This window comes from Streptomyces sp. NPDC052236, from assembly GCF_044548015.1.
GTDB lineage: Bacteria > Actinomycetota > Actinomycetes > Streptomycetales > Streptomycetaceae > Streptomyces.
In genome coordinates this window covers 72,376-91,760 of the sequence record NZ_JBIUBL010000029.1, presented here as the reverse complement: position 1 = coordinate 91,760, position 19,385 = coordinate 72,376, and the positions used below count along the sequence as shown (strand labels likewise).

Here is a 19,385-nt window from a genome sequence, read left to right as displayed (position 1 = left end):
AGTGACAGCCCGTCCAGAGTGAAGGAGACGAGCCGATGACGACGACCGCGCCCGGTCGGCAGTCACCTGAGCGGCTCACCACCCCGGGGAAGGGGGACGGCACCACACCGCGCCCCGTCCCGAGGTGGCGACGCCGACTGCGGCCCTATCTGTTGTCCGTCCCCGCCCTCGCGATCGTCATCGGCATCCTCTACCCCTTCTTCCTGGGGGCGTACTACGCCTTCCTGAACTACACCGCGAATACGCCGAACCCGGTCTTCGTAGGCCTGCGCAACTTCCGCGAGGTCCTGGGCGACGCCGATCTCTGGCACAGCGTGCGCGTCACGCTGGAGTACGCGCTGGCGGCGACGGCCATCGAAACGGTGCTGGGCATCGGTGTGGCCCTGCTGCTCAATCGTTCCAGCAGCGTCGGGCGGATCTCCGAGAAGGTGCTGATCCTTCCGCTCATGATCGCGCCGGTGATCGCGGCAACCATGTGGAAGCTGATGTTCAATCCGTCATTCGGCGTGCTGAACCACATCCTGGGGCTCGGGCACACCTTCGACTGGCTGAGCGAGAAGAATGCCCTCTACTCCGCGGTCCTGGTCGACGTCTGGATCTACACACCCTTCGTGGCGATCCTGGTGCTGGCCGGCATCCGGTCCCTGCCGAAGGAGCCGTTCGAGGCGTCCGAGGTCGACGGCGCCGGCTGGTTCTATATGTTCCGGCGGCTGATGCTGCCCATGATGTGGCCCTACATCCTGGTCGCCGTCATCTTCCGGCTGATGGACTGCCTGAAGATCTTCGACACCATCTACGTACTCACCGCGGGCGGGCCCGGCAACACCACCACCACGCTGCAAGTGAACGCCTACGAGGACTCGATCATCCACTTCAACTACTCGCGGGGCAGCACCTACATGTTCCTGTTGTGGATCATCGTCTTCATCACCGCGCGCTTCCTGGTGAGCGTGCTAGGAAAAGCCCAGCGGCGTGCCGCGGGGGCGGAGGACAGCTGATGGCTGCTGAAGCACGTACTCCACGTACTCCACGTACCGCACGTACTCCACGTACTCCCGGCCGGAGGCGGATCACCCCCGGCGGCGTCGCCGCCGACCTGCTCATCGTCTTCTGGTTCGTCTTCTCGCTCTTCCCCATCGTCTGGATGCTGCTGCTCTCCCTGAAGAGCGATTCCGACCAGACGACAACGTACTTCTCGTTCTCTCCCACCCTGAGCAACTACTCCACCGTCCTCGGCGACAAAGGCACCGCCCTGACCAGCGTCGACTTTCAGGGCGCACTGCTGAACAGCGTGCTCGCCTCGGGCGGCGCGGTCATCGTGTCGCTGGTGATCGGCATCCCCGCCGCGTACGCCGCCGGGCGCTGGAAGTTCCGCGGCTCGGACGACCTGATGTTCCAGATGTTGTCCTTCCGCTTCGCGCCGGAACTGATGGTCATCGTCCCGCTGTTCGTCATCTACCACCAGATCGGGCTCTTCGACAGCACGGTCGGCATGATCTGGGTGCTGCAACTGGTGACGATGCCGCTGGTGGTGTGGATTCTGCGCTCGTACTTCCAGGATCTGCCGCCGGAACTCGAACAGGCCGCGCTGCTCGACGGGTACACCCGCACCCGCGCCTTCCTCACCGTGGCGCTTCCGCTGGTACGCCCCGGCGTCGCCGCGTCCGCGCTGCTCGCCTTCATCTTCGCCTGGAACAACTATGTCTTCCCGCTGATCCTCACCGACAGCAACGCCACCACCGCCACCGTCGCGGTGACCAGATTCCTCGGCGGTGGCGGCCAGGCGTTCTACAACCTCACGGCCGCAGCGGCCCTCATCGCCGCACTGCCACCCCTCGTCCTCGCGTTGACCATCCAGCGCTATCTGGTCCGCGGGCTGTCCTTCGGAGCGGTGAAGTCCTGATGGCGACGGTCGAGTTGGAGAAGGTCAGCAAGACCTACGGCAAGGTCCGGGCACTGCGCGAGCTCAGCCTGGCCCTCGCGGACGGCGAGTTCTTCGTACTCCTGGGCCCATCGGGGGCGGGCAAGACAACGACGCTGAAGAGCATCGCGGGTCTCCAGGAGATCGACGCGGGCCGCGTCACCATCGGCGGCACCGATATGACGCAGGTCGAGCCGTACCACCGCAATGTGGCGATGGCCTTCGAGAGTTACGCCCTCTACCCGCAGAAGACGGTATTCGACAACCTCGCCTCTCCGCTGCGCTCCGGGCGGACCGGGACGTACACCGAGGAGGAGCGCAAGCAGCGCATCGACGTGGTGACGACCACGCTCGGCATCAACGCCCTGCTGCGGCGCTTCCCCCGTGAGCTGTCCAACGGTCAGCGCCAGCGCGTCGCGCTGGGCCGGGTCCTGGTGCGCCCCGCTGATGTATATCTGCTGGACGAGCCGCTGTCGCACCTCGACGCCAAACTGCGGGCCGCGATGCGCGCCGAGCTCAAGAGCCTCGGGGAGCTGTCCAGCACCACCACCTTCTATGTCACGCACGACTACCAGGAGGCACTGGCGCTCGGCGACCGGATCGGGGTACTGCGCGCGGGCGAGCTGGTCCAGATCGGCACGCCGAAGGAGCTCTGGTCACAGCCGGTCGACACTTTTGTGGCCAGGGCGCTGGGCCAGCCGGAGATCAACCTGCTCGACGGCGAGGTCGTGGACGGGCGGATCGTCGCGGCGGGTGGAAACCTGACCGTACCGGCCCCCGCGTCCGGCCTGGTGCCGGGCACCTCGGTCCGGCTCGGCCTGCGCCCCCGCGACCTGGAGCTCGCCGGGGACGGTCAGGGAGCCGGGCCGGACGCGGAGGGCGGCAGACTTGTCGTCCCGGGCAGGGTTCGGCTGGTGGAGCGCCTCGGCCGGCTCGTCGAACTCAGCGTCGATATCGGCGGCGCCGACCTGATCGTCGTGTCGTCCAGCGACCGGGCGGCGGCGGAAGGGGAATCCGTACGGCTCTCCATCCCGCTCTCTCTGGTCCATGTCTTCGCAGGCCGCGGGTCCGGTGGGTCCGGTGGATCCGGTCAGTCCGGCGACGAGACCACCCGACTGGGTACCGCCCAGACCGACCGTCCGCAGCCCGCGCAGGAGAGCCGATCATGAACGCGAAGAGCCTCGTCCTGGAGGAGCTGCGCAAGACCTATAAGGCTCGCGGACGCGAGCCGTTCGAGGCGGTACGGGGCATCAACCTCGGCATCGAGCCGGGTGAACTCGTCGCCCTTCTCGGGCCGTCCGGCTGCGGGAAGACCACCACCCTGCGGATGATCGCCGGACTGGAGACCGTCACCTCCGGGGACATCCGCATCGGCGAGCAGTCGGTGCCGCACCTGCCGCCCGGCAAACGGAACGTCGGCGTGGGATTCGAGAGTTACGCCCTTTACCCACCGCTCACCGTCCGCGAGAACCTCGCCTATGGGTTGCGGGCGCGCGGGGTGAAGGACTCGCCGCGCCGGGTGGACGCGCTCGCGGAGCGGCTGGAGATGACCGAGCTGCTGCCGCTGCGGCCGGCCGGGCTGTCCAGCGGGCAGAAGCAGCGGGTGGCGCTGGCCCGGGCGCTGATCCGCAATCCGCCGGTACTGCTGCTGGATGAGCCGCTGTCCCACCTGGACGCCTCGCACCGCCAGCGTGTCCGCCGCGAACTGAAGCTGCTGCAGCGCGAGTTCGGCTACACCACGATTGTGGTCACACACGATCAGCTGGAAGCGCTCAGCCTGGCGGACCGGATCGCGGTCATGGACGGGGGTGTCATCCAGCAGTTCGGCACTCCGGACGAGGTCTACGACGATCCGCGGAACGTGTTCGTGGCGGACTTCGTCGGCGAGCCCAAGATCAACTTTGTCGAGGGCGTCGTGGAGCGACGGGACGACGAGGTGGACGCGGTGTCCGTACGGGTCGGACGCTCGTCCACCCTGCGGACGGCGGCCCGCACCCCCGAGCACGGCCGGCCCGTCGTCGTCGGGATCCGGCCGCAGGACTGCCGGTACGACACCCCGACCGACCAGCCGGCCGTCGAGGGCCAGGTCGCGGTCTTCGAGGATCTGCAGGAGTTCGCCCTGGCGACGGTGGCAGTGGACGGCGTCGACGGCCATGTGGTCGCCCAGACACCGGGGAACCTGGCGCTGCCGCGGGGCTCCACGGTACGGATCTCGGCCCCGCCCGGCCGGATCCACCTCTTCGACCCCGACACCGGCGAGCGTGTGCGCTGACCTCGTACCGCACCCTGTTGGGCCGTACGCGGGCTCAGCGCGACGACGGCGCCAGTACCTGCGGATTGGCGCAGAACTCCAGCCGGCCGGTGCGCAGGAAATCGGCGACCGCGTCAACGATCCGCCGTGCGCTGTCCTGTGCCACCTGTCGGCTCGCCCCGGCGAGATGCGGGGTGGCCAGCACATCGTCGCGTGCCAGCAGCGGGTGGTCCGGGGCGGGTGGCTCGGGGTGGAAAACATCCAGCGCGGCGGCGCGGATCCGGCCGTCGGCCAGCGCCTCGGTCAGCGCGGCCTCGTCCACCAGTTCGCCGCGGGCGGTGTTGACGAAGCAGGCGCCCGGCTTCATGGCGGAGAACGCCTCGGCGCCGAACATGCCGCGGGTGGAGTCGGTGAGCCGGGCGTGCACGCTGACGATGTCGCATATCCCCAGCAGCTCGGGCAGCTCCACCAGCCGGACGCCGAGCTCCCGGGCCTTGTCCGGGTCGGCGTAGGGGTCGTGGGCGACGACGGTCGACCCGAAGGCCCGCAGCAGCTCCGCGACCCGCATGCCGACAGCTCCGAACCCGACGAGACCGACCGTCGCGGCCCGCAGCTCAGGACCGCACTTGCCGTAGCGGAAGTACGTGCCGTCCCACCGTCCCCGGGCCATGCCCCGTGACGCGGCGCCGATGTTCCGCGTCACCGAGATCATCGCGCCGATGACGAACTCGGCCACCGCGCCGAGGTTGCGGCCCGGCAGGTGGGCGACGGGCACCCCGCGGCGGGTGGCCGCCGCCAGGTCCACGTTCACCGGTCCGCCCCGGGTCACCCCGACAGCCCGCAGGCCGGGACCGGCCGCCGCGAGCACCTCGTCGGTGATGGGGGCCAGGTGGGTCAGGATGAGGCCGACACCGCTGCCCGCCTTGGCCAGCTGCGCCGGGTCGCCCGCCGCCTCACGCACGCCCGCCACCGAGCCGAACGGCTCGTCGGGCCACCCGGACGAGTGCTCGACGAGGGTCGCCCCGTCGAACCGGGCGCGGGCCGCCCCTGCCAGGGCGGACGCTTCGATGAACCGGTCCCCGGCGCAGAGAATCCGCCGTACTTCTGGGTTCGCGGACATCTGCCCTCCTTCTCACTGGCTTCTGTGATTTCTAACATGCGCATCACAGGTGGGCCAGGGGGTCGCGTGACACAGGTCAGCTCAGCTTGTCGTTCAAGTGCGCACGAGGGGTCTGTAAAACGAACGGCTCTGTCGCGCTTTCGGTGGTGACGGAGGGTGGCTGGCGTCGTTGACAGCTCATGCGAGACATCAACGAGTTTGTGAGCATGGTGTTTCGGTCGATGAGGTTGCCGCCGAAGGTGAGGCGGTCCGCGATGGCCGCGCAGAGCCGGGGAATCCTCTGACCCGGCCGCACAGGGGGTCAGGCCGCTGCCTGCCGCGCGGCGATGCGGCCGTCGCGCAGCTCGAGGTGCGAGCCGGTGAACCGGGACCGCATCCGGCGGTCGTGGGTGACGACTACCAGGGCGCCCTGGTAGTCGGCCAGCGCCTCTTCCAGCTCCTCGACGAGGGCGGGCGCGAGGTGGTTGGTGGGCTCGTCGAGGAGCAGCAGGTCGACCGGGTCGCTCACCAGCTGGGCCAGCTCGATCCGGCGTCGCTGTCCGTAGGAGAGTTCCCCCACGCGCAAGCGCAGATCGGCCGGGCCGAACAGGCCGAGCGCGAGCAGCGTGCCGGTGTGCTCGTCCGGGTCGCCTCCCCGTCCCGCCGCGAATGCCTGGGCGACGGTGAGCCCGGGCGGCCACGGCGTCTCCTCCTGGCGCAGATGTCCCACGCGCCCTAGGACGTTCACCGAGCCGCCGTCGGGTCGGAGCTCTCCTGCCAGGACGCGCATCAGGGTGGTCTTGCCGGCTCCGTTGGGGCCGGTCACCAGCAGCCGCTCGCCGGGCCGGACGGACAGGGACAGGATGTGGAGCCGCTCGCCGACGTGGACGTCGGTGAGCTGGGCCGCCGCGGCCGTGCTCCCAGTGGCGGGGCCCGTGGTGATGCGTGCGGTGAGGACAAGGGGCTCGGGAGGAGGTGTCACGGGGTTGCCGGTCAGTCGCTCGACCCGCTCCTTGGCGTTGCGGATACGGACCATCGCGCCGTGCCCGCGTCCGCGCGCACGGAACCCGCCGTGGCCGAAGACGCTCAGCGGAATCTTGCGCGGAATGGCGTCCAGCCGCGCCACATTGGATTCGGCGAGCTGCCGGTTGCGGTCGAGCTCGGCACACCAGTCCCCGTACTCCTGCAGCCGTCGTCGGCGCTCGGCCGCCTTCGCGGCGAGGTAGCCGTCGTAGCCGTTCCCGTAGCGGGACACCGTGCCGGAACCGACCTCCAGGATCGTGGTGGTGAGGCGTTCCAGGAACACCCGGTCGTGGCTCACCGCGACCACCGTTCCCCTGTGGCCGCGCAGGTGCGCTTCCAGCCAGCCGACCGCCTGGTCGTCCAGGTCGTTCGTCGGCTCGTCCAGGAGCAGCAGCTCCGGTGCCGAGGCCAGCGTGGCGGCCAGCGCCAGGCGGGACCGCTCACCGCCGGACAGGGCGCCCAGCCGCCTGTCGTGATCCAGGTGCGGAAGCCCCAGCCCGTGCAGCGCGATGCCCACCCGGGTGTCCGCCTCGTAACCGCCCCGGGCCTCGTACTGCTCGATCAGCGCGGCGTAGGCCGCATGGGCGGGGCCGGACTCCGTTTCCTCTGCCGTCGCCAGCTCGGCTTCGGCCTGGCGCATTCGCGATTCGAGCGCGCGCAGGTCGGCCAGGGCCAGGTCGACGGCGTCCTGAACGGTGGCGTCGGGCGGGAGGTGCAGCGTCTGTGCCAGGTATCCGGTGCCGCCGGGCGCCGCCACGGTCAACTCGCCGCTCTCGAAGCGCTCCTGCCGGGCGATGAGTCTGAGCAGCGTGGACTTTCCGGAGCCGTTGTCACCGATGACACCGACCTTCTCACCCGGCTTGACGGTGAGGCTCACCTGGTCGAGTACGACGTGGTCGCCGTATCGCTTGGTGATGTCGTGGAGTGTGAGTTGTGACGTACGCATGGCGCTGTTCCCCTGTTCTCGGCCGAGCCGGTCGATGTCGTTCGATGACGTCTTCGTGCGCACCGTGCGGGTCGGAGCGCAGCGAGGCCGGCGAGGGGGTAGCGGGCGTCCTATGGGATGTCTCCTCTGTGCGGGGGCAGGGCATGACGGCGGCGTCGTGAGATCAGTCGTGGGATCAGGGAGCGGCTGGTGCGGCCCACTCGACGAACTGGACGATCACCCCGTTGGGGTCGGTGATCTGGAAGAGGCGTTCGCCCCAGGGCTCTTCGCGCAGCGGCATGGTGATGTCCACGCCCGCGGCGTGCAGGCGCTTCTCCTCGTCCTCGATGCCGGTGGTGGTGAAGGCGAGGATCAGGCCGGAGGCGTGCTGGTCGCGCTGGTCGGCCGGCAGGACCTGGGTGCCGCGGGCGAGCAGGACGATGCCGACCGCGGCGTCCTGGCGGGTCAGGGAGGCGAAGCCGTCGGCGGCGGCCTGTTCGGTGTAGCCCAGGTGGGTCGTGAAGAACTGCTGGGAGGCGGCGACGTTGTCGACGGTGAGCGAGACGGTGGAGGCGGTGATCTGCAAGGTGTTTCTCCTCAGTGGTTTCCGGGAGGGGGAGTTGTGGGTGCGGGTCAGTAGCCGGAGTGGCGCGGCAGATTGCGGACCGGCGGGGAAACCCGTCGGGCGCGTGCGGGGGGCGTCTGGACGGGCGGGCGCCGGTCGCCGCGGGGCGGTGCGGGGGTGAGGCCGTCACGCTCGGCCGGCGTCAGGCTGATGCCGACGGCCGGGATGCGGAGAGAGGTGAGGCAGGGTTCGGGCATGGGCACTCCCGTTCTTCGTCCCGTAGAAAATTTACGACGAACGTAATTTTAGCCCAGCCCTCCCGAGGGTGTCAACATAAAAATGCTACGAGTATAAGATTGCCTCATGACTACTGACGACACCTCGTCCGCACCCCCTGCCGGCCTACGGGAATCGAAGAAGCAGGAGACCCGACAGCTCATCTCCGACCACGCCACCCGCCTGTTCATCGCCCAGGGCTTCGAGCAGACCACCATCGCCGAGATCGCCGCCGCCGCACGGGTCGCCAAGAAGACGGTGACCAACTACTTCCCGCGCAAGGAAGACCTGGCCCTGGACCACCAGGACGCCTTCATCGCTTCCCTGGCCCGCACCGTGACCGATCGTCAGGCCGACGAGTCGGCCCTGGCGGCGCTGCGCCGCGCCTTCACCGACGCGGCTACGGCCGCCGAACCGGTCGCCGGGTTCTCCGGCCCCGACTTCGCCCGCATGATCGCCGACAGCCCCACCCTCTCCGCCCGCCTGCGCGACCTGCATGACCTGCGCGAGGCAGCGCTGGCCGAGGCCCTGATCGAAGCCACCGGCGCAACCCGTGACGACATCACCCCCCGCGCCGCCGCCGCTCTGCTCGGCGCCGTGCACCGCACCCTGTTCCAGCGCATCCAGGAACTCACCCTTGTCGGCCAGGACAACGCCCGGATCTCCGCCACCGTCACCGCGGAGGCGGACAGCGCCTTCGGCCTGCTGGAGCCCTCACTCGCCGACTACGCCAGGTGATGCGCTGACCGTTTGAGCTCGCCCTCGTGCGGAGTCCTCGTAGCGCATCGCGGTCTTCTCGTCGAGCCCGAAGACCTCGGCAAGGTGGAGCGGGTCGGGCCCAGTTCGAGCTGGCGGTCGACGCGGAGCCGTCCCAACGTCGCGTCTTGCCAGCGCATCGCAGCGCTGATCCAGAGTTGCCGGCTCGGCGGCGGTACGCGCGGGCGCCGTTGGTGACGTGCGCGTCGGGGGAGTACGGCAGGTAGGTGTGGGCGAGGTCGTCGACCCAGTCCGGCATTTGGTGGAGCTCCGGGACGTGGATGCGCCCTGCCGCTGGGCGGGCGGGGGTTCTACCGTGGGCTGTGGACTCCGGGGAGGCAGCCATGGCCGACGTCGTGGTGGGGAAGCGCCGTTCACCGATTGAGAATGACGGCATCAGCCGAACCGGCCCATTCCGCCTCCGCCCCCATCGCAGCCGACTCCCGCGCCCGACAAGAAGTAACCCCGGTGGCCCCGCCGCGCGCGACCGGTGACGCGTATCTCGAAGCGCACCTGGACCGGCTGATCGCTGAGGTCACCGCGCTGCTCGGCGGGCCTGTGCCGCCCGCGTACGAGGCCGCGGTGCGCGCCGTGCCGCGGCATGTGTTCCTCCCGGACCGGCTGTGGCTGCGGGACGGCGAGGGCGGCTACCGCCCGTGCGAGAGGGCTGCTGATCCCGAGGGGTGGATGACGTCGGCGTACTCGGACGCGCCGCTGGTCACGCAGTTCACCGATGGACTGCCGTCGTCGTCGGCGTCGATGCCCTCGATGGTGCTGCGGACTCTGCTCCTCGCCGAGCTCAACCCCCACCGGAAAGGGCCTGTGAGCGGGTGCTGGAGCTGGGGACCGGGACGGGGTTCAACGCGGCGCTGCTGTGCGCCGTCTGCGGGGACCAGGCCGTCACCACCCTCGAACTCGACCCGCGGCTGGCTGCGCGTGGTGAGGAGAATCTGAAGGCGGCCGGGTACGCGCGCACGGTTGTTTGTACGGACGCCGCAGGCGGCTGGGCGCCGCGCGGGCCCTACGACCGGATTGTGGCATGCTCACTCCTTCGACCGGACCCGGCCCAACGGACACGACTTGCCGACATCCGCGACAACCTGATCGCCCGCATCGCCGAGGCCGAACGCGAAGGCCGGCTCGGCGAGGCCGAAGGGCTACGGGTCAGCCTTGCTGGGGAGAAGAGAAGATCGCCCAGCTCGATGCCCGCCAGGAGCGCAGGTCTTCGAAGGTGTTCCTCGGAGTCTCCTCGTTCGGCCAAAGCGGAGCTCGAACGGCGGTGAGCCCTGATCATGAATCGACGCCTGGAGCCTGACGGATGCCCGTCCGGCAGGTTGGATGCGCGCTCATGTGTTCGGTCAGACAGCCCCTGCCTAGGCTTTACGGGCGAGCAGTTGAATCTCCTGGAACTGCCGCCTGTCGGTGGGCTGAGGCTCGCGAACCATCCGGGCCACCTCGGCCAACCCGGACTTGCGCAGCATCGCGGCGAGGTGATCAGGCCACCACCGATAGGCCGGCGCGACTGTGTGATCGAAGACCTGCGTCAGGTGCGACGGATCGTCACTTGCCGAAAAGCCGACCAGAAGGTGGCCGCCAGGTGCCAGCACGCGGTGGAACTCCGCCAAGATGACGGGGAGTTCCTGCGGCGGAGTGTGGATGATGGACCAGCGTGAGAGTACGCCGCCCAGCACGCCGTCAGCGATGTTCAACGCGGCCATCGAGCCCACGTCGAACCGCAGGCCCGGATATGCCTGTCGAGCCAACTTGATCATCGCAGGCGAGGCATCAACGCCAAACGCCGACAGCCCCAGCTCGCCGAGATAGGCGGTGATATGGCCAGGACCACAGCCCAGGTCCGCGATCTGACCGTCCCCACTCGCACGTACGACCTCGGCGAAGGCACCCAAGATCGCGCGGTCCAGGGGACTGTCACGCAGCGAGTCGCGGAACAGCTGCGCGTAGGTGGGGGCAGCAGCGTCGTAAGCCTCGCGGGTGGCACTGAGGGCATCGTCTTCGACCATGCCCGCGACAGTAGTTCCTGGCCCCGAGGCGAGCCGAGAGAATCACGATCTTCCCTCCCGCCCGTTCGCCCGGCCTATCGCTAGTTCAGCGAAGCCTGCATCCGTTGCCCTGTGCTCCAGCTCGGTCCGCAGCAGCGGCCTCGCCTCATCGAGATCATCCGCAACCTCCGTGAGCGCATCACCGAGGCCCGTGCCAACGGCTGGCTCGGCGAGGTCGAAGGACTCCAGGTCAGCCTCAACGCCGCCATGGCCAAGCTCACCAGCCTCAATCGCGCGCCTACTGACGGCCGTCCCCAGCTCGTCGACCTTGGCATGCCGCTGTTCACGGACCTTCCATCCCAAGGACCACAGCCATTCGGCGACAAGGAGCCTTTATGATCACCTCCTCGCCAGGAGAGCGGCGTCCTTCAGCTTGGCACCGTCAGGCTGTAGCGCAGCTTCTTCTTGGCGTGTGCGCCAAGACGGTCGTAGAAGCGGACCGCTCCGTCGTTCCAAGCGGGGGTCTGCCACTGGATCTCGTCGAGGCCAAGGTTCCGTGCCTCGGCCGTTACGGCCTCCATGAAGAGCGCGCCGAGGCCTGAGCCTCGGTTGCCGGATCTCAGGAATAGGCAGTCCATGTGGAGGTATTCGCGACCTTGCCAGGTTTCGAGTTCGGGCGTGCAGGTGGCGTAGCCGACGACCTCTCCACCGGGCAATTCCGCCACCAGGCAGCGCAGCCGGGGTGCCGGGATTTCGAAGAGCAGCGCTGCGAGCCGCTGCGCGAGGTCGGGGGCGGGCGGGGCGGCACGTTCATAGGCGGCGTGCTCGGCAGCCAGTTCAACGATCCGCGGCAGGTCGCCGGGGCGTGCGTGCCGCACGGTCGGGGCGCCGGTCACCGGAAGCTACCCGTCAGGGTGTCGTCGTTCCAGGCTGCCAGCCGGTTGGTGATCGTGGCGCTGCCGTCGAGGATGTGTCGGGAGAACGCGTCTCGTTCGTGGGCAATGATGGCGGCTTCCCAGACGCAGGGGGCGAGGCCGGCGCGTCCCGGACGGAGTTGGTCGGGCTGCCCGGCCGGTCCGGTGAAGACCGCCAAGTCGGACATGTGTCCCTCGATCCACGTGTGGACCAGGATGTAGTCGCCGTCGCCACCCGCGTGCACGATCAGGACGGCGAGCCCGAGCGACCCGCGGGCGCGGCCGAGTTCCAGGTGCGCTGCGGCGATCCGCAGGGCCGCGGCGGTGTCCCGCTCCGTCACCGTGCGGCCCGGTGCCTCAAGGGAGTACGCCTTGACCAGGTGGCCACCGGCCTCCTGAGTGCCCAGAGTACGTATGGTGCGTCCGTGGTGCCCTTGGGACATGGAGAGCAGCGCTTCTGTGTCCACCGCCGCCGGAAGCTCGTAATCATTCATGTGACCATCATGCAGTGCGTGCTGTCGGCCGGATCCGGCGGATCTCTCTCAGGATCAGCAACAGTCCACCATGTCCCTGACGGGACGCCTCGCCGGCGTGAAGGGTGCTTACCTTCTTCGAAACAGCGCTTTGATCAAGCCGGGCTTGGCACTACGGAACTGTTCAAGCAGCGCATGGCCAGGAGGGCTGTCTGGGTCAAAGCTGCGGATTCCCTCCTGGCCGGCGGGGACGCAAGGCGATCGTGTTCAGGGCTTCCAGGGTGTCGGCGATGCTCTCGCCATCCTCGATGAGCATGTGCTCGGTGAACCGACCGCGTGAGCGAGGAACTCCGTCACCTGCGGGCCGGCCTGCCCCTCCCAGAAGGCCAAGGTGTCCAGCAAGGCGCCTCCGAGCTGGTCCAAGGCCAACGTGCTCACGCACAGGTCGATTGTTTCGAAATAGATCTGGCGGGTGACGGGGATGATGAGGCGCTCCGCGAGAGGCAGGAGCATCTGGGGCAGTTCCGGCTCCTGGGTCGTGACCTCGGCTGCGGCTGCCGTGTCCTCAGCCTCTACCGCCCGGATGTAGTTGAAAGCGGCCATCACCGTGTGCGCGGTGAACCGGGGGAACGGTGCGGCAACGGTGGTCTCGGGCATGACGGATCCTCACGTTCGGGCTGTCTCGCTGATCGCGACGGCCTCAAGAGCGAGTCTCGGAGCGCGGGCCTGTGGACAGAGGATGAGCTCAGGAGGGGAGAGGTCTCCCTCCTGGCCGGATGTGACGACGCAGTTGAGTTGGCAAATCAGAACGCTTGTTGGCAAACGTCGCTGATCTCGCTCTGTGGTTACTCTGCGGAGTGATCAGTTGTGGTCATCTGCTGCGGGGCCGCTGTTCGAGGCGGTGATCTGGTGCGGTGAATCCGAAGGCGGCCGGCCAGGTCCGTTCCGACGCGTGTGTCCTGGATGAGCTGATGTCGCCGTACGGGAGCCTGGATGAGGCCCGTACGCGACTGGTGATGCCCGCTCCGGGGCTTGCGAACAAGCCTGCTTCGTCACACCCGCTGTGGCGGAGCGCGGTGCCTTGCCCGGATGGACAACTCCGGTGCTCGATGGGTTCTGCTCTACCGTGCGGTGATGGCTTCGAGAACGACCTGGGCCGCAGTGCGCACGCTTGCGTCCGGCCTGTCGGCCAGGGACTGGACGATGGTGCGGGACGATGATGCGGCGGGCCCGAACCGCGTGAGCGTGTCGAGGGCCGAGGCCACGACACCCCAGCTCTCGTGATGGATCGCCCACGTGAGGGTGTCGGTGATCACGGGTATGGCGATGGGGTCCTTCAGCTCGGCCAGGCAAGACAGGTAGAGGTCGGCGGGGATGGGCGCGTGCGGACGGCCTGGATCGATGTCCCGCAGGCCGTCGGCAAGGAGAGGGACGAGTTGGTGGGCGGCCTGCGGGTAGCCACCAACACCGTAGAGAGCGCGCCAGTCGTCGACGCGGGTGTCGAGGGCGGTGATCAGATCGGGAAGCGCGCGGGGGTCACGGTGATCGGCCAGGGTCATGATCGCTTCTTGGTAGGCGTCGCGGATCAGGGGGTTACCCGTGCCCCACACGTCGGGGCCGTGCGCGGCGCATTGGCCGGCCGTGTAGTCGGCGAGGGCGTCGCAGACGGTCATGGTGTCCTCGGGTGCGATCGTGAGCGCGCCGCCCGGCCATCGGCTGAGCCCGTTGGTGATGCGGGAGGCGGCGTAGGGGTCCGGGAGAAGGTCGAGGAGGAGGAGCGTCAGGTCGCGGGGGAACTGGCCGGGGAAGTCCATGGCCATCTCGATCGCGTCGTAGCGGGTGGCGGTGTCGGCGCTGGTGAGTTGCTCGGCCAGAAGGGTGGCGCGATCTGCGGCCCGGTCGCCCAGGGCCGTGTGCAGGGTGCGCAGCACGCTGCTGATCGGGGAGTGTTCCGCCCAGGGGTGGTGGGGGTCGAAGTAGGCGGCGGCGAGGTGTTCGGGGCGTGGACCGGGCGGGGTCTCCCGTCCGCGCACGTAGGACGTCGATCGGCACCGTCGGCACCCGTCGCAGAGCTCCACGGCCGCCGGTGTCCGGGTGATCTCCCGAAGCAGCGCGGTCGCGTGGGGCACGAGGTCGGCGTCGATCCGGCCGGGGGCGGCAAGGGCCCGGTGGGTCAGGGCGGCGAGGCGGGTGGGGGTGTCAATCGGTGGGTGCGTGGCGTCGTCGGCCAGGGCATCGAGCCAGGCCGTCACAGCGGGCCGCGTGCTCGGCAGTCGGGCCGGGAGTCCGGCCATCGTTCGAACGACCAGCAGCCGCTCCACGAACCCGTTCTCGGCCGTCAGCCGGCGGGCCAGCGTCCTCACCGCGCGGTCGCCGTCACCGAGGAAGAGGCCAACGGCCTCGATCGCCGGGCGGCGCACCAGCGGGTCCGGGTCCGCCGCGTACCGCAGGAAGGCGCCCGCCCGTTCGGGCATCTCCGCGACGATGTCGACGTGAGCCGTCGACTCGACGCCGTACGCAGTGAAGTAGATGCCGTCGGGGTCACAGCCCAGGGCTTCACGTCCGATGCTGAGCAGCAGCCTGATGATCCCGGCCCGGTCGGCGGCGGGGTCGTCGGCCATGTCGAACAGGAACGGCAGGCTCGCCGCGGTGCACGGGTCCACGGCCCCTTGGTCGTGGGCCTCCGCGTAGAAGTCGTCAAACGCCTGGGCCCGAACCTCGGGGTCCGTTGAGCGCATGCTCTTGAGGTACGTCGGAACACCGCAGGAGTGCCCGCTCAGGTGGCCGCTCATCCAGTCGATGTCATCAGGATCGTTAATCATGAACGGTATCTTGCTGCAGGCCACTGACACGGCCGTTCCAGACTCAGCAGGTCCGCCAAGTCGACGCCCCACGCCCCAACTCGGTCGGAGTCGGCATGTCGGGCACCGGGGTGTCCAGGCCACCTCGCAGGTCAAAGTCCCTTCCGCGCCGCTCGATGGCTGCCCCAGAGGCCGAGTGGAATGCACAGCGGGCCAACTATCGCGCTCTCCTTGAGACAGAAGTGCGGGACTTGTTTTCGACAGGGCGATGGGGAGCCACTCGGGCAAGGTGCAGGCCAACCTCCAGGAGGGCCGCCACGCGCTCGCCCGGAAGATCTTCCACGGCAAGGCCGGACAGCTCTACCAGCGCTACCAGGACGGCATGGAGACCAGATCGGCGCCCTCGGCCTCGTCCTCAACGCCCTGGTGCTCTTCAACACCCGCTACATGGACGCCGCCGTTACAAAGCTTCGCTCGGACGACTTCGACGTCCGCGTTGAGGATGTGGCCCGCCTCCCACCGTTCGTACGGCACCACATCAACATGCTCGGCCGGTACTCCTTTCAACTCCCCGACCTGCCCGGCGGTCTGCGGCCTCTGCGGGATCCGGACGCTGGGCACGACGAGTGAGGGACGTCCGGCTCGTCGCCACCGCGGTAGGCGAACCTGGGCATGAAGAACTGGGTGATCGGACCGACTGCGAATGCGTACAGCACGGTGCCGACACCCACGCTCCCCCCGAGTAGCCAGCCCGCGGTGAGCACGGTGATCTCGATCAGGGTGCGGATGAGCCGGATGGAATGCCCGGTTGTGGCGGACGCTCCGGTCATCAGCCCGTCCCGGGGGCCAGGTCCGAAGCGCGCGCCGACGTAGACGGCGACGGCGAATCCATTGAGGAGGACACCCCCGACCAGCAGGCATACCCGGGCCGGGAGGCCGAGGTGCTGGGGGATGAGTAAGAGGCCGAGATCCGATGAGTACGCCAGGACGATGATGTTGGCGACGGTGCCGAACTTCGGTTTCTGCTTGAGGGGAATCCACAACAGGAGCACGAGAACCCCGACGGTGGCGCTGATTGCGCCGAAACTGAGGGAAGTGTGGTGCTCCAGCCCTTCGTACAGAACGCTCCAGGGGTTGACGCCCAGCGAGGCCCGCACCATCGCTGAGAGGCTGAATCCGTACAGGGCGAGGCCGATGAACAGTTGGGGAAGGCGTCTCAGCGGACGCTCACCGAGGGGGACGTAGGTGAGGGGTGGCACAGGAGGGCGTGGTGCCGGCGCAGCTTCGGTGGGACGCTCCGGAGCGCGGTCATGGGGATGCGGCGCGTCAGTGCTCACCGACGGACCCCCGGCGCGCGGGCGCTGGGGCCTGCAGCAGCCGGCCTTCGGCGTACGCCAGCGCTGCTGCCGGAAGCGGCTCCTCACGCCCGCTGAGGATTACGGTCAGGGTGCCTTCGTCAGGCACCTGCGCAGTGGGCCATTCACCGATCCGGCGCAGCGCTTGGGCGGCGACCGCTTCGGCGGTGCCGTGCAGGACGAGTGGTGGCAGACCGGGGCGCTGCAGGGCCGCGCGGACGTGCTCGGCTACGAGTTCGTAATGGGTACAGCCAAGGACGACGGCCCTTACATCGTCCGGGGTGAGCTTCGCCGCGGCGGCGACCGCGAGTCCGATGTCCGCCTCGTCCGCGCACTGGATTGCGTCGGAGAGGCCGGGGCACGGCACCTCGGTGATGCTCAGGCCGTTCGCGAACTCCCGGATGAGACCGCGCTGGTAGGGGCTGCCGGTGGTGGCGGGTGTGGCCCAAACGGCGACGGGTCCGCCGCCCGCCGCGGCCGGTTTGATCGCCGGGACCGTGCCGATGACCGGCAGGTCCGGTTCGAAGCGGGCGCGCAGGGCGGGCAGGGCGTGCACGGTGGCGGTATTGCAGGCGACGATCAGGGCGTCCGGACCGTGGGCGGCGGCTGCTTCGGCGACGGCGAGGGCGCGGGCCGTGAGGTCCTGCGGGGTTCGAGGTCCCCAGGGCATGCCATCGGGGTCCGAGGAGAGGACAAGATCCGCGTCGGGGCGCAGACGGCGTACCGCGGCGGCTGCCGCCAGCAGTCCGATTCCCGCGTCCATGAGCGCGATCTTCACCCGGTCACTTTGGATCGGTGCCAGTGCAGTTGCGGCGCGTTTCTCGTGACCGCGCTCAAGTTCGCACTCGTAGGGATCCGTGATGCCCTGCTCCATGCCAGTCCTCCGGTGTGCTCGTGCTCGGATGCCACTGGCGGTGAGTCTGTACATTGATTGGCTCCAATAGCATGGCCAATCTTGGGAGAGTGGTATGGCCGACTCGATTCCGTTCCGGCCCGTGGACAGGGTGCACCAGGCCGAGCGGACGCTGGGGAGCCGACAGCTCGCCGCCATGCTGCCCGACCCAGCGGGAATGAAGCCCGCCTACCGTCACCTGGCCCAGGCGGTCAGCACGTTGATCCTGGACGGACGGATCGCGTTGCACGTCAGACTCCCCGCCGAAAGGGAACTGGCCGTTGCCCTGAACACGAGCAGGCCTACCGTCACCGCCGCCTATGACCTGCTGCGCGAGAGTGGCTACGCGCACAGCCGCCAGGGCTCGGGTACCTGGACGACCCTGCCCGAGGGCACCGCCCCCAGCGGCATCACGCGGGTCCTCGCACCCCCGGACACCGCCATCGACCTGGCCAGAGCAGCCCCCGGACTACCGGAGGAGACGCTCGTAGATGCTCTCCGCTGGATCACCCCTCGACTGGCCGAGCACGCACACACTCCCGGTTACCATCCCTACGGTCTTGCGGAACTGCGCGCCGCCATCGCCGAGCGATTCACCCAGCGGGGACTAGCCACGGTGCCCGAACAGATTCTGGTGACCTCCGGCGCTCAGCACGCACTCACGCTCGTCATAGGGCTCCTGTCCGGCCCCGGCGACCGGGTCATGGTCGAGAATCCGTCTTACCCGAACGCTCTGGACGCCATGCGCCGCGCCCGGCTTCGCCCCGTATCAGTCCCCGTGACCGACAGCGGCTGGGATATCGAGATCATCGAGTCCACCCTGCGTCAGATGGTGCCCCAACTAGCTTTTCTGATCGCCGACTTCCACAATCCGACCGGCCTTCTCATGCCTGATCACGAGCGCGTCCGCATCCTACGTGCCGCTCAGCGCTCGGGCACCTGGCTGGTCATCGACGAGACCCTGGCCGACCTCGCCCTCGACGTCCCCACCCCGCCGCCTTTCGCCTCCCACGCCACGCCTGGTGGGGCCGACCAGGTCATCACCATCGGCTCGATGAGCAAGACCTACTGGGGCGGACTGCGCATTGGCTGGCTGCGTGCCCCCTCCCAGCTGGTGACCGAACTCGCCGGCCAGCGGATCGCCAACGACTTGGGCGGCTCGGTAGTGGACCAATTCCTGGCCCTCGCCCTCCTGGCTCGGACCAAAGAACTGGTACCGCTCCGCCTGGAGCAAATGCGCGAGCAGCGCGCGGCCCTGACCGCGGCCCTGGCCGAGCACATCCCGCAATGGACCTGGCAGCTGCCGCCCGGCGGTCTCTCGCTGTGGGTCGACTTGGGCGAACCCATCGCCTCGGCGCTGGCCGAGCACGCACTGACCTACGGCGTGAGGATCGAGGGCGGCGCCTACTTCGCCACAGACCCCGGCATCTTCGAACAGCGCCTCCGCATCCCCTACACAACGCCCCCCGACACGCTGCGCGAGGCTGTGCACCGCATGGCCGCCGCGCTCGCCGACGGGCTCCCGCCCTCGTCCGCTACCCGACGACCACACTGGGTCGCCTGAGAACACCGCGCCCGCCGGCTCAGTCATCCGGACCGGTCACCACGCCCTACCGACTTCGGCGGCTATCGGCTGGGCATACAGCAAAAGCAATCTCGACGCCGATGCTCGCGATTGGTGACCTCGGCGATGGCCTCCGATGAGGGCTTGAAGTAGTGGCGGACGTTCTCGGGCTTCTTGTGCCGGGACTTCGCCATCAGCATCAGCAGCGACGCACCCGCCTCCCCGAAAGCCGGGCGAAGCCGGTGTCCGGGCAGACATCGCGGGGGCTGACAACCTTCCCCGGGCCGGGACGGTGGCGGGTCACGAAGACCGGCTCAGGGCCGCGGCCCTTCAGCAGCCGCGGCAGCAGGCGAGCGGTGCCGGCGTCCCAGTACACGGTCTCCAGCATGAAGTCCTCGCGTACCTGGCCCCGACGGCGGGCCTTGGCCCGGGCACCCTTGGACTTCACCTGGCAGCGGCGCCCGGCGAAGTCCAGGTCCTCGATGTTCACGCCCAGAATCTCGTCGGACCGCCCCGCGGTCTCGTAGAGCATTCGGTAGAGCACCCTCAGCGACCTCGACGGTCATGAGG

At 68.8% G+C, this 19,385-nt stretch carries 21 protein-coding genes and 2 pseudogenes; 9 read left to right on the top strand and 14 right to left on the bottom strand.

The window, feature by feature from the left end; translation table 11 throughout:
• Nucleotides 1-35 precede the first annotated feature (35 nt).
• From ACIHCQ_RS35825 to ACIHCQ_RS35810, 4 genes are read left to right on the top strand one after another with little or no spacing between them, the layout of a single operon-like run.
• The gene (locus ACIHCQ_RS35825) at nt 36-998 is read left to right on the top strand and encodes a carbohydrate ABC transporter permease (protein ID WP_399672166.1); all 963 of its coding nucleotides are present in this window, start codon (nt 36-38) and stop codon (nt 996-998) included.
• Complete coding sequence (locus ACIHCQ_RS35820; RefSeq protein ID WP_399672163.1) at nt 998-1,903, top strand: carbohydrate ABC transporter permease; 906 nt, start codon at nt 998-1,000, stop codon at nt 1,901-1,903. Before ACIHCQ_RS35825 ends, ACIHCQ_RS35820 begins: the two co-directional genes overlap by 1 nt.
• Nucleotides 1,903-3,090: an ABC transporter ATP-binding protein gene (locus ACIHCQ_RS35815; RefSeq protein WP_399672161.1), complete on the top strand. Its 1,188-nt coding sequence runs from the start codon at nt 1,903-1,905 to the stop codon at nt 3,088-3,090. The genes ACIHCQ_RS35820 and ACIHCQ_RS35815 overlap by 1 nt, the downstream gene beginning before the upstream one ends.
• The gene (locus tag ACIHCQ_RS35810; RefSeq protein WP_399672159.1) at nt 3,087-4,193 is read left to right on the top strand and encodes an ABC transporter ATP-binding protein; all 1,107 of its coding nucleotides are present in this window, start codon (nt 3,087-3,089) and stop codon (nt 4,191-4,193) included. The genes ACIHCQ_RS35815 and ACIHCQ_RS35810 overlap by 4 nt, the downstream gene beginning before the upstream one ends.
• Nucleotides 4,194-4,227: 34 nt before the next feature.
• Here ACIHCQ_RS35810 and ACIHCQ_RS35805 read toward each other — a convergent pair whose 3' ends face one another.
• The 4 genes from ACIHCQ_RS35805 to ACIHCQ_RS35790 form a co-directional block, all read right to left on the bottom strand.
• Nucleotides 4,228-5,292 (bottom strand): 2-hydroxyacid dehydrogenase, encoded by a 1,065-nt coding sequence (locus ACIHCQ_RS35805; RefSeq protein WP_399672156.1) that lies wholly within the window; start codon nt 5,290-5,292, stop codon nt 4,228-4,230.
• Between the two features lie 301 nt (nt 5,293-5,593).
• Nucleotides 5,594-7,240: a TlrC/CarA/OleB/SrmB family ABC-F type ribosomal protection protein gene (locus ACIHCQ_RS35800; RefSeq protein WP_399672154.1), complete on the bottom strand. Its 1,647-nt coding sequence runs from the start codon at nt 7,238-7,240 to the stop codon at nt 5,594-5,596.
• A 175-nt stretch (nt 7,241-7,415) separates the two neighbouring features.
• On the bottom strand, nt 7,416-7,805 hold the full coding sequence (locus ACIHCQ_RS35795; protein ID WP_399672152.1) for a VOC family protein: 390 nt from the start codon (nt 7,803-7,805) through the stop codon (nt 7,416-7,418).
• A gap of 47 nt (nt 7,806-7,852) precedes the next feature.
• Entirely contained in the window at nt 7,853-8,041 is a 189-nt protein-coding gene (locus ACIHCQ_RS35790) for a hypothetical protein (protein WP_399672149.1), read from the bottom strand.
• Between the two features lie 106 nt (nt 8,042-8,147).
• Here ACIHCQ_RS35790 and ACIHCQ_RS35785 point away from each other — a divergent pair, with 106 nt between their 5' ends.
• The gene (locus ACIHCQ_RS35785; protein WP_399672147.1) at nt 8,148-8,798 is read left to right on the top strand and encodes a TetR/AcrR family transcriptional regulator; all 651 of its coding nucleotides are present in this window, start codon (nt 8,148-8,150) and stop codon (nt 8,796-8,798) included.
• Nucleotides 8,799-9,212: 414 nt separating this feature from the next.
• Here the strand turns inward: ACIHCQ_RS35785 and ACIHCQ_RS35780 are convergent, their stop codons facing one another.
• Together ACIHCQ_RS35780 and ACIHCQ_RS35775 are read right to left on the bottom strand one after the other, a co-directional pair.
• A complete protein-coding gene (locus ACIHCQ_RS35780) occupies nt 9,213-9,419 on the bottom strand; it encodes a hypothetical protein (RefSeq protein ID WP_399672145.1) in 207 nt (68 codons plus the stop codon).
• 44 nt (nt 9,420-9,463) lie between these two features.
• The gene (locus tag ACIHCQ_RS35775) at nt 9,464-9,619 is read right to left on the bottom strand and encodes a hypothetical protein (RefSeq protein WP_399672143.1); all 156 of its coding nucleotides are present in this window, start codon (nt 9,617-9,619) and stop codon (nt 9,464-9,466) included.
• Between the two features lie 36 nt (nt 9,620-9,655).
• Here ACIHCQ_RS35775 and ACIHCQ_RS35770 point away from each other — a divergent pair, with 36 nt between their 5' ends.
• Nucleotides 9,656-10,099: a protein-L-isoaspartate O-methyltransferase gene (locus ACIHCQ_RS35770; protein WP_399672242.1), complete on the top strand. Its 444-nt coding sequence runs from the start codon at nt 9,656-9,658 to the stop codon at nt 10,097-10,099.
• Between the two features lie 90 nt (nt 10,100-10,189).
• Here the strand turns inward: ACIHCQ_RS35770 and ACIHCQ_RS35765 are convergent, their stop codons facing one another.
• On the bottom strand, nt 10,190-10,837 hold the full coding sequence (locus ACIHCQ_RS35765) for a class I SAM-dependent methyltransferase (protein WP_399672141.1): 648 nt from the start codon (nt 10,835-10,837) through the stop codon (nt 10,190-10,192).
• Nucleotides 10,838-10,948: 111 nt separating this feature from the next.
• Here ACIHCQ_RS35765 and ACIHCQ_RS35760 point away from each other — a divergent pair, with 111 nt between their 5' ends.
• Nucleotides 10,949-11,215, top strand: a complete 267-nt coding sequence (locus ACIHCQ_RS35760) for a hypothetical protein (protein ID WP_399672139.1) — start codon at nt 10,949-10,951, stop codon at nt 11,213-11,215.
• Nucleotides 11,216-11,244: 29 nt separating this feature from the next.
• Here the strand turns inward: ACIHCQ_RS35760 and ACIHCQ_RS35755 are convergent, their stop codons facing one another.
• From ACIHCQ_RS35755 to ACIHCQ_RS35740, 4 genes are all read right to left on the bottom strand, one after another.
• Complete coding sequence (locus tag ACIHCQ_RS35755) at nt 11,245-11,712, bottom strand: GNAT family N-acetyltransferase (RefSeq protein WP_399672137.1); 468 nt, start codon at nt 11,710-11,712, stop codon at nt 11,245-11,247.
• Nucleotides 11,709-12,224, bottom strand: a complete 516-nt coding sequence (locus tag ACIHCQ_RS35750) for a hypothetical protein (protein WP_399672135.1) — start codon at nt 12,222-12,224, stop codon at nt 11,709-11,711. The genes ACIHCQ_RS35755 and ACIHCQ_RS35750 overlap by 4 nt, the downstream gene beginning before the upstream one ends.
• Nucleotides 12,225-12,470: 246 nt before the next feature.
• Entirely contained in the window at nt 12,471-12,860 is a 390-nt protein-coding gene (locus ACIHCQ_RS35745) for a hypothetical protein (protein ID WP_399672133.1), read from the bottom strand.
• A 464-nt stretch (nt 12,861-13,324) separates the two neighbouring features.
• A complete protein-coding gene (locus tag ACIHCQ_RS35740; protein ID WP_399672131.1) occupies nt 13,325-15,025 on the bottom strand; it encodes a HEAT repeat domain-containing protein in 1,701 nt (566 codons plus the stop codon).
• A 268-nt stretch (nt 15,026-15,293) separates the two neighbouring features.
• Between ACIHCQ_RS35740 and ACIHCQ_RS35735 the strand changes: the two are divergent.
• Nucleotides 15,294-15,634 (top strand): annotated as a pseudogene (locus ACIHCQ_RS35735) (Tn3 family transposase); the annotation flags it as partial.
• Here the strand turns inward: ACIHCQ_RS35735 and ACIHCQ_RS35730 are convergent.
• Nucleotides 15,568-16,263 carry a YitT family protein gene (locus ACIHCQ_RS35730; protein ID WP_399672129.1) on the bottom strand — a complete coding sequence of 232 codons (696 nt, stop codon included), beginning with the start codon at nt 16,261-16,263 and terminating at the stop codon, nt 15,568-15,570. The pseudogene ACIHCQ_RS35735 and the gene ACIHCQ_RS35730 sit on opposite strands and share 67 nt — an antisense overlap.
• Nucleotides 16,264-16,330: 67 nt before the next feature.
• Nucleotides 16,331-17,137, bottom strand: a complete 807-nt coding sequence (locus ACIHCQ_RS35725) for a glutamate racemase (RefSeq protein WP_399672127.1) — start codon at nt 17,135-17,137, stop codon at nt 16,331-16,333.
• 190 nt (nt 17,138-17,327) lie between these two features.
• Between ACIHCQ_RS35725 and ACIHCQ_RS35720 the strand changes: the two genes are divergently transcribed.
• Nucleotides 17,328-18,815 (top strand): PLP-dependent aminotransferase family protein, encoded by a 1,488-nt coding sequence (locus tag ACIHCQ_RS35720; protein ID WP_399672125.1) that lies wholly within the window; start codon nt 17,328-17,330, stop codon nt 18,813-18,815.
• 62 nt (nt 18,816-18,877) lie between these two features.
• On the opposite strand, the pseudogene ACIHCQ_RS35715 reads toward ACIHCQ_RS35720, so the two are convergent.
• Nucleotides 18,878-19,362, bottom strand: a pseudogene (locus ACIHCQ_RS35715) (site-specific integrase); the annotation flags it as partial.
• Between the last annotated feature and the right edge of the window lie 23 nt (nt 19,363-19,385).

Bases quoted from the DNA above. Each gene is read 5' to 3' on its own strand.
- ACIHCQ_RS35825 (WP_399672166.1), top strand. From the start codon at position 36: ATGACGACGACCGCGCCCGGTCGGCAGTCACCTGAGCGGCTCACCACC.
- ACIHCQ_RS35820 (WP_399672163.1), top strand. From the start codon at position 998: ATGGCTGCTGAAGCACGTACTCCACGTACTCCACGTACCGCACGTACT.
- ACIHCQ_RS35815 (WP_399672161.1), top strand. From the start codon at position 1,903: ATGGCGACGGTCGAGTTGGAGAAGGTCAGCAAGACCTACGGCAAGGTC.
- ACIHCQ_RS35810 (WP_399672159.1), top strand. From the start codon at position 3,087: ATGAACGCGAAGAGCCTCGTCCTGGAGGAGCTGCGCAAGACCTATAAG.
- ACIHCQ_RS35805 (WP_399672156.1), bottom strand. From the start codon at position 5,292: ATGTCCGCGAACCCAGAAGTACGGCGGATTCTCTGCGCCGGGGACCGG.
- ACIHCQ_RS35800 (WP_399672154.1), bottom strand. From the start codon at position 7,240: ATGCGTACGTCACAACTCACACTCCACGACATCACCAAGCGATACGGC.
- ACIHCQ_RS35790 (WP_399672149.1), bottom strand. From the start codon at position 8,041: ATGCCCGAACCCTGCCTCACCTCTCTCCGCATCCCGGCCGTCGGCATC.
- ACIHCQ_RS35785 (WP_399672147.1), top strand. From the start codon at position 8,148: ATGACTACTGACGACACCTCGTCCGCACCCCCTGCCGGCCTACGGGAA.
- ACIHCQ_RS35780 (WP_399672145.1), bottom strand. From the start codon at position 9,419: ATGCCGCGGCACGGCGCGCACCGCGGCCTCGTACGCGGGCGGCACAGG.
- ACIHCQ_RS35765 (WP_399672141.1), bottom strand. From the start codon at position 10,837: ATGGTCGAAGACGATGCCCTCAGTGCCACCCGCGAGGCTTACGACGCT.
- ACIHCQ_RS35750 (WP_399672135.1), bottom strand. From the start codon at position 12,224: ATGAATGATTACGAGCTTCCGGCGGCGGTGGACACAGAAGCGCTGCTC.
- ACIHCQ_RS35745 (WP_399672133.1), bottom strand. From the start codon at position 12,860: ATGCCCGAGACCACCGTTGCCGCACCGTTCCCCCGGTTCACCGCGCAC.
- ACIHCQ_RS35740 (WP_399672131.1), bottom strand. From the start codon at position 15,025: ATGATTAACGATCCTGATGACATCGACTGGATGAGCGGCCACCTGAGC.
- ACIHCQ_RS35720 (WP_399672125.1), top strand. From the start codon at position 17,328: ATGGCCGACTCGATTCCGTTCCGGCCCGTGGACAGGGTGCACCAGGCC.